The sequence below is a fragment of the Micromonospora sp. NPDC048887 genome (assembly GCF_040649715.1).
Lineage (GTDB): Bacteria > Actinomycetota > Actinomycetes > Mycobacteriales > Micromonosporaceae > Micromonospora.
This window is the reverse complement of sequence record NZ_JBEZGA010000003.1, coordinates 51144-57604: the sequence shown is the minus strand read 5'-3', so window position 1 is coordinate 57604 and position 6461 is coordinate 51144. Positions and strand designations below refer to the sequence as shown.

5 protein-coding genes are annotated in these 6461 nt (G+C 74.1%); 2 read left to right on the top strand and 3 right to left on the bottom strand.

The window, feature by feature from the left end; all coding sequences use genetic code 11:
• Positions 1-108 precede the first annotated feature (108 nt).
• The gene (locus AB0C17_RS05890) at positions 109-912 is read right to left on the bottom strand and encodes a transglycosylase SLT domain-containing protein (protein ID WP_357476863.1); all 804 of its coding nucleotides are present in this window, start codon (positions 910-912) and stop codon (positions 109-111) included.
• 99 nt (positions 913-1011) lie between these two features.
• Positions 1012-2535 carry a DedA family protein gene (locus tag AB0C17_RS05885; protein WP_357476860.1) on the bottom strand — a complete coding sequence of 508 codons (1524 nt, stop codon included), beginning with the start codon at positions 2533-2535 and terminating at the stop codon, positions 1012-1014.
• Between the two features lie 131 nt (positions 2536-2666).
• Here AB0C17_RS05885 and typA point away from each other — a divergent pair, with 131 nt between their 5' ends.
• Entirely contained in the window at positions 2667-4535 is a 1869-nt protein-coding gene (gene typA, locus AB0C17_RS05880) for a translational GTPase TypA (RefSeq protein ID WP_357476857.1), read from the top strand.
• A 317-nt stretch (positions 4536-4852) separates the two neighbouring features.
• Here the strand turns inward: typA and AB0C17_RS05875 are convergent, their stop codons facing one another.
• A complete protein-coding gene (locus AB0C17_RS05875; RefSeq protein ID WP_357474989.1) occupies positions 4853-5518 on the bottom strand; it encodes a class I SAM-dependent methyltransferase in 666 nt (221 codons plus the stop codon).
• A 73-nt stretch (positions 5519-5591) separates the two neighbouring features.
• Between AB0C17_RS05875 and AB0C17_RS05870 the strand changes: the two genes are divergently transcribed.
• Complete coding sequence (locus AB0C17_RS05870; protein ID WP_357476854.1) at positions 5592-6461, top strand: serine hydrolase; 870 nt, start codon at positions 5592-5594, stop codon at positions 6459-6461.

Below are 6461 nucleotides of genomic sequence, written 5' to 3'. Positions count from 1 at the left end.
CCCCGGGGGGGCGCCGCCGCCGCGGGTGCCCCCCCGCCCCCCCGCCCCCCCGGGGGGGGGGGGGGGGGGGCGCCCCCCCCCCCCCCCCGCCCGTTCGTCCGCCCGCTTCTAGAAGCTCAGGCACTCGCACTCGGTCATCAGCGCCCGCACGTTGCGCACGTACTGCGGGTTGGGGATGGCCAGCGGCTGATCCTCACGCGCCACCGCCCCGTGCCCGTAGTTGTAGGCCGCGATCACGGCGTTGAGCAGGCAGGAGTTCAGCTCGGCAGTGCACAGCGAGGCGTCCAGCCGGTAGTCGGACTCGAAGTACATGTCGCCGATGTACTTGGTGAGCCAGGCCAGGTAGGTGCCGCCCAGGTAGGCGTTGTCCCGGTAGGCGTCGATGTCGTACGACTGGCCGAACCGCTGGTTCATCCACTCCGCCGTGGCCGGCATGACCTGCATCAGCCCGACCCCGCCGTCACAGGCGACGATGTTCGACTGCCACCCGCTCTCCTGCCAGGCGGTGGCCTTCAACAGCGCCGGCGGGATGCGGATGTCCGGCGCCGAGGTCGGCCAGTAGGTGCGCGCCGCGGCGTCGGCGAGCGCCGCCTTCACCTGGCTCTGGCTGGCCTTGGTGCCCCGGTAGCTCGGCTTGCAGCCGTTCTCCACCGGTTTCGGCGGCGCCGGCGGCACCTGGGTCTCGGTCGGCGGCTTCGGCCGGGCCAGGGGTGCGGTCGACGTACGTGACGGCTTGACCCGCGGCTTCGCGCTCGCCGACGCGCTCGGGCTGGGCCGGCCGCCCATCGCCGCCACCGCCGGTGGTTCCTCACTCGGCGCGTCGGCCGGCGCCGCCTGCGGCTCGTCGACCGGCGCCGCCGTGCTGGGCAGCGCCACGGCTACCTCACGGACCGGCCGCTCCCCTCGCCGCACGCCGTCAGCGTGCCCGCCGCCAGCAGCGCCACCACCGCCACGGCCCACCGGCCGAGTCCTCGCCGCATCGGACCTCCCCGTCGTCCTCGTCGGCGCACCCTAACAAGGATCGACAGGTCCGCGGGGTACCCGAAACGTGGAACGGCGGCGCCGGGGCCGGGGCGGCGGCTCCGTCACCGAGCCGGCCGGCCGCTCGCCCTGGTCCCCGTCGGCGGACGACTCCTCCCGGTCCGCGCCGGCCGGCCGCTCGTCCGGGTCCGCGTCGGGCCGCCGCTCGTCCGGGTCCGCCAGGCGGTCCCGGGTCGCCCACGCCACCACGAACACGGTGGTCCAGGCGAGGCCCAGCAGGACCGCGGTGACGGTGCCGCTCGCCGTGCTGAAGCCCAGGTAGAGCCGCGCGCCGGTGACCGTGACCACGCCCGCCGACGCGACGGTCCACACCGCCGCGCCCACCGGCCACCGGGCGCCCCGCGACAGCAGCCAGGCGAGCGTGCCGAAGCTCGCCGTCACCACCGCGTTCTGTGTCGGGAACAGGTCACCGGGACGGTCCGGGCCGCCCGGGCCGGTCAGGTCCGCGACCACCACGAGCAACACCAGCGGCACGGCCGCGCCGACAGTGCCCAGCACCCCGAGCGGGTCGGCCCGCCACGCCCGCCCGCGCCGCGCCACCACCACGGCCACCACCGCCACCGCGGCGATCAGCACCCAGCCCCGCAGCACCGACACCGCGAGCAGGGCCGTGTCGACCACCCCAGGGGTACGCCGGGCGGCGAACCAGTCGGCGGCCAGCCCGTCGAGCACACCCAGCCCGCTGTGCGCGACGACCGCCTCCAGCAGCACCGCCACGGCCAGCCCGGCGACGAACAGCAGCGCCAGCCCCAGCGCCAGGTTGATCAGCAGCGTCCAGGCCGGGCCGACGCGCATGGCGACCAGGAAGAACAGCACCCCGTACCGGGCTCGCAGCCAGCGCAGCGGCGGCAGCGCGGCGGCCCGCGCCGCCAGCGCGCGTACCGGGTCCGGGTTGCGCCCCAGCCAGCGGCCGGCCAGCACCACGGCGAGCAGGCACAGCAGCAGGACGAGCACCGCGCCGGTGGCCCGGCCGAGCAGCTTCGACACCCGCTCGTACGACTCACCGGCCAGGTAACCGGCCAGCACCGAGGCGCCGACCCAGCTCGCCACCCCGGCCAGGTTCCACGGCGCGAACCGCCGGTACGGCATCCCGGCCGACCCGGCCAGCCGGGGCGCCAGCGTGCGGGCGAACGCGATCCAGCGGGCGGCCAGCACACCCCGGCCGCCGAGGCGTTCCAGCAGCGAGTCGGCCCGCCGCCACCGGTGCGCCCCGATCCGGGCGCCCACTCCCGAGGCGCGCAGACGCGGCCCGTACCGGCGGCCCGCCCGCCACGCGAGTGTGTCTCCGATCACGGCGGCGGCGGTCATCGCCACCAGCACGGGCGCGAGGCGCAGCGTCCCCGCGTACGCTAGGAAGCCGACCAGAAGCAGGGTCGCCTCGCCGGGCATCAGCAGCCCGACGATCACCGCGGTCTCCGCCGCGACGATCGCCGCGGCGGCCACGTAGATCAGCAGGGGCGGCAGCTCCTGCAGCCAGCTCAGCAGGTCAGGCATCGGGCACCCCGCACGGGTGTCAGCATGCCAGTCGCTGGAACGGTCGGCACAGCACTTTCGACGCAGATCCGGGCGATCTCGGGGTGACCCCGAGGCGTGCCCGGGCAACCGCAGACAGGAGTATGGAGGGTATGCAGCTACGCACCGACCTCCGCAACGTCGCCATCATCGCCCACGTCGACCACGGCAAGACGACCCTGGTCGACGCCATGTTGCGGCAGGCCGGCGCCTACGGCGCCCGTGGTGAGAACACCGAGCGGGTCATGGACTCGATGGACCTCGAGCGCGAGAAGGGCATCACCATCCTCGCCAAGAACACCGGCGTGCGGTACCTGCCGGCGGACGGCTCGAAGCCCGTCACCATCAACATCATCGACACCCCCGGCCACGCCGACTTCGGCGGCGAGGTCGAGCGGGGCCTGACCATGGTCGACGGTGTGGTGTTGCTCGTCGACGCCAGCGAGGGCCCCCTGCCGCAGACCCGGTTCGTGCTCCGCAAGGCGCTGCGCGCCCGGCTGCCGATCATCCTGGTGATCAACAAGGTGGACCGTCCGGACGCCCGGATCAAGGAGGTCGTGGACGACACCTACGAGCTGTTCCTCGACCTGGACGCCGACGAGGAGCAGATCGACTTCCCGATCGTCTACGCCTGCGCCCGCGACGGCATCGCCTCGCTGACCCAGCCCGCCGACGGCGCGGTGCCGGACGACAGCAGCAGCCTGGAGCCGCTGTTCCGCACGCTGCTCGACACCATCCCCGCGCCCGCGTACGACGAGGGCGCGCCGCTGCAGGCGCACGTCACCAACCTCGACGCCTCGCCGTTCCTGGGCCGGCTCGCGCTGTGCCGGGTCCGCCAGGGCACCATCAGCAAGGGCCAGAGCGTGGCCTGGTGCCGCACCGACGGCAGCACCCAGCGGGTACGCATCTCCGAGCTGCTGATGACCGAGGGCCTGGAGCGCAAGCCCGCCGAGTCCGCCGGACCGGGCGACATCATCGCCGTCGCCGGCATCCCGGAGATCATGATCGGTGAGACGCTCGCCGACGCCGAGAACCCGGTGCCGCTGCCGCTGATCACCGTGGACGAGCCGGCCATCTCGATGACCATCGGCACCAACACCTCGCCGCTCGTCGGCCGGGTCAAGGGCGCGAAGGTCACCGCCCGGATGGTCAAGGACCGGCTCGACAAGGAGCTCATCGGCAACGTCTCGCTGCGGGTGCTGCCCACCGAGCGGCCGGACGCCTGGGAGGTGCAGGGCCGCGGCGAGCTGGCCCTGGCCATCCTGGTCGAGCAGATGCGCCGCGAGTCCTTCGAGCTCACCGTCGGCAAGCCGCAGGTCGTCACCCGGGAGATCGACGGGAAGACCTGCGAGCCGGTCGAGCGGCTGACCATCGACGCCCCGGAGGAGTACCTCGGCGCCATCACCCAGCTCCTGGCCACCCGCAAGGGCCGGATGGAGCAGCTGGTCAACCACGGCACCGGCTGGATCCGGATGGAGTGGCTGGTCCCGGCGCGCGGCCTGATCGGCTTCCGCACCGAGTTCCTCACCGAGACCCGCGGCACCGGCATCCTGCACCACGTCTTCGAGTCGTACGAGCCGTGGTTCGGCGAGCTGCGCACCCGCAACAACGGTTCGCTGGTCGCCGACCGGGCCGGTTCGGTCACCGCGTTCGCCATGACCAACCTCCAGGAGCGCGGCCAGCTCTTCGTCGAGCCGGGCACCGAGGTGTACGAGGGCATGATCGTCGGCGAGAACTCCCGCTCCGACGACATGGACGTCAACATCACCAAGGAGAAGAAGCTCACCAACATGCGCTCGTCGACCGCCGACGAGACCGAGAAGCTGATCCCGCCGCGCAAGCTGTCCCTGGAGCAGGCCCTGGAGTTCTGCCGCGAGGACGAGTGCGTCGAGGTCACCCCGGCCGCGGTGCGCATCCGCAAGGTGGTGCTGGACCAGACCCAGCGTGGCCGGATGGCCGCCCGCCGCAAGCACGCCGGCTGACCTCAGCCCGTCACCAGCACCACCCGGAGCCCGGCCCGCCCTACGGCGGACCGGGCTCCGCCCTTTCCCGCTCCCCCGCTCCCGCCGCACCCGCTCGCCACCACCGCCCCCACAAGTCGGCACGCCGGCGCTAGCTCGCCGCGGGGCGAGACACGGCGCGCAGGGTGGGAGGGCGGCCCGACTTCCACGTCGGCGGAATGTGCATCTCAAGGACGGACGCGAGGCGACAGGGACAAACTCGGCATGCGCAAAGGGCACGAGACGCCGGGACCAACACGAGACGCCGGAAGCAGCACCGACGCGGGACGGCGGCGGAGTCAGCGGGGCTTGGTGGCCTCCAGGGCCAGGACGTCGGGGACGGGTCCGGAGCCGGACTCGACCACCCGGGTCAGCCGCAGGCCGGCGTCCGTCACGGCGCCCAGCAGGCCGGCCAGAGGTAGGTGCCAGGCGCCGACCCGGGCGCGGACGCCGATCGAGTTCCAGGACCGGAGCGTGTGCTCCCGGGAGGCGTACCCGCCGTCGATCACGATCCGCTCCGGCTCGGACCGGTCGGCGAACGCGCCGACGAAACACGGGTGCACGCCGACGTGCACCAGCCGCCCGCCGGGTGCCAGCACGCGTGCCGCCTCGGCGATCGCCGCCGGATAGTCCGGCATGTCGGTGTGCGCCAGCACGCAGACCACCGCCGGTACGGCACCGGTGGCCAGCGGCAACGCTGTGGCGTCGGCGCGGGCCACCGGCAGCCGGGCGCGGGCGTGGCGCAACTGCCCGCCGGACAGGTCCACCCCGACCGGTGTCCATCCGAGACGGCGCAGCTCGGCCGCGTGCGCGCCGGTGCCGCAGCACAGGTCCACACAGCGCCCCGGGCCGTCGCCCAGCAGGCCGGCCAGCACCGACCGGACGCGGTGCATGTAGACCGACGAGGTCTCGCTGGCGTACTCCTCGTACCAGTCGGCGATGCCGTCGTACAACGGGGTCGTCATCTCCGTACGCTAGCCCCGCCCCTACGGCCACCGCTGCCCCGCGAGCGCCGGGAAGATCGGCTACGGTGCGGGCATGACCTGGCAGGACGAGCTCGACGCGCACCTGGACAAGGTGCCCGGCACCGTCTCCGCGTACGTGTGCCGCCCCGGCGCGCGGCAGGCGTGGGCGCGGCGGGCCGACACCACCCACTACGCGGCGAGCACCATGAAGCTGGCGGTGCTGGTGGCGCTGTTCCGCGCCGCCGAGGCCGGCCGGCTCGACCTGGACGCGCCGGTGCCGGTGCGTAACTCGTTCGACTCCGCGCTGCCGGGGGCACCCCGCTTCGCCAACGACCGCGACTACGACAACGACGAGGCGGTCTGGGACCGCGTCGGCGGCGAGGCGCCGCTGCGCTGGCTCGCCGAACGGATGATCGTCCGGTCCAGCAACCTGGCCACGAACATCTGCATCGGCCAGGTGGGGCTGCCCGCCGTGGCGCAGGCGTGGGCGCTCGCCGGAGCCCGGCACAGCGTCACCGGCCGCGGCATCGAGGACTTCGCCGCCCGCGACTCGGGCGTCGACAACCTGGTCACCGCCGCCGACCTGGCCGCCCTGCTCGGCGAGCTGGCGCTCGGCGCGACCCGGCCGGGTCCGCTCGCCTCGCCGGCCGCCTGCGCCGCCATGCTCGACGTGCTCGTCGCGCAGGAACACCGCGAGGACCTGGCCGCCGGGCTGCCCGACGGCACCCGCGTCGCGCACAAGAACGGCTGGGTACGCGGCGTGCGCCACGGCGCGGGCGTGGTGTTCCCGGACGACGCGCCGCCGTACACGATCGTCGTCTGCACCACCACCGACCTGGCCGACGGCGGCGCGGACGGCGACGAGACCGAGGACGACGCGTGCCGGCTGATCGCGCACGTCTCCGCGCGGGTCTGGGCCGCGCGGCACGACCTGGCCGGCTGA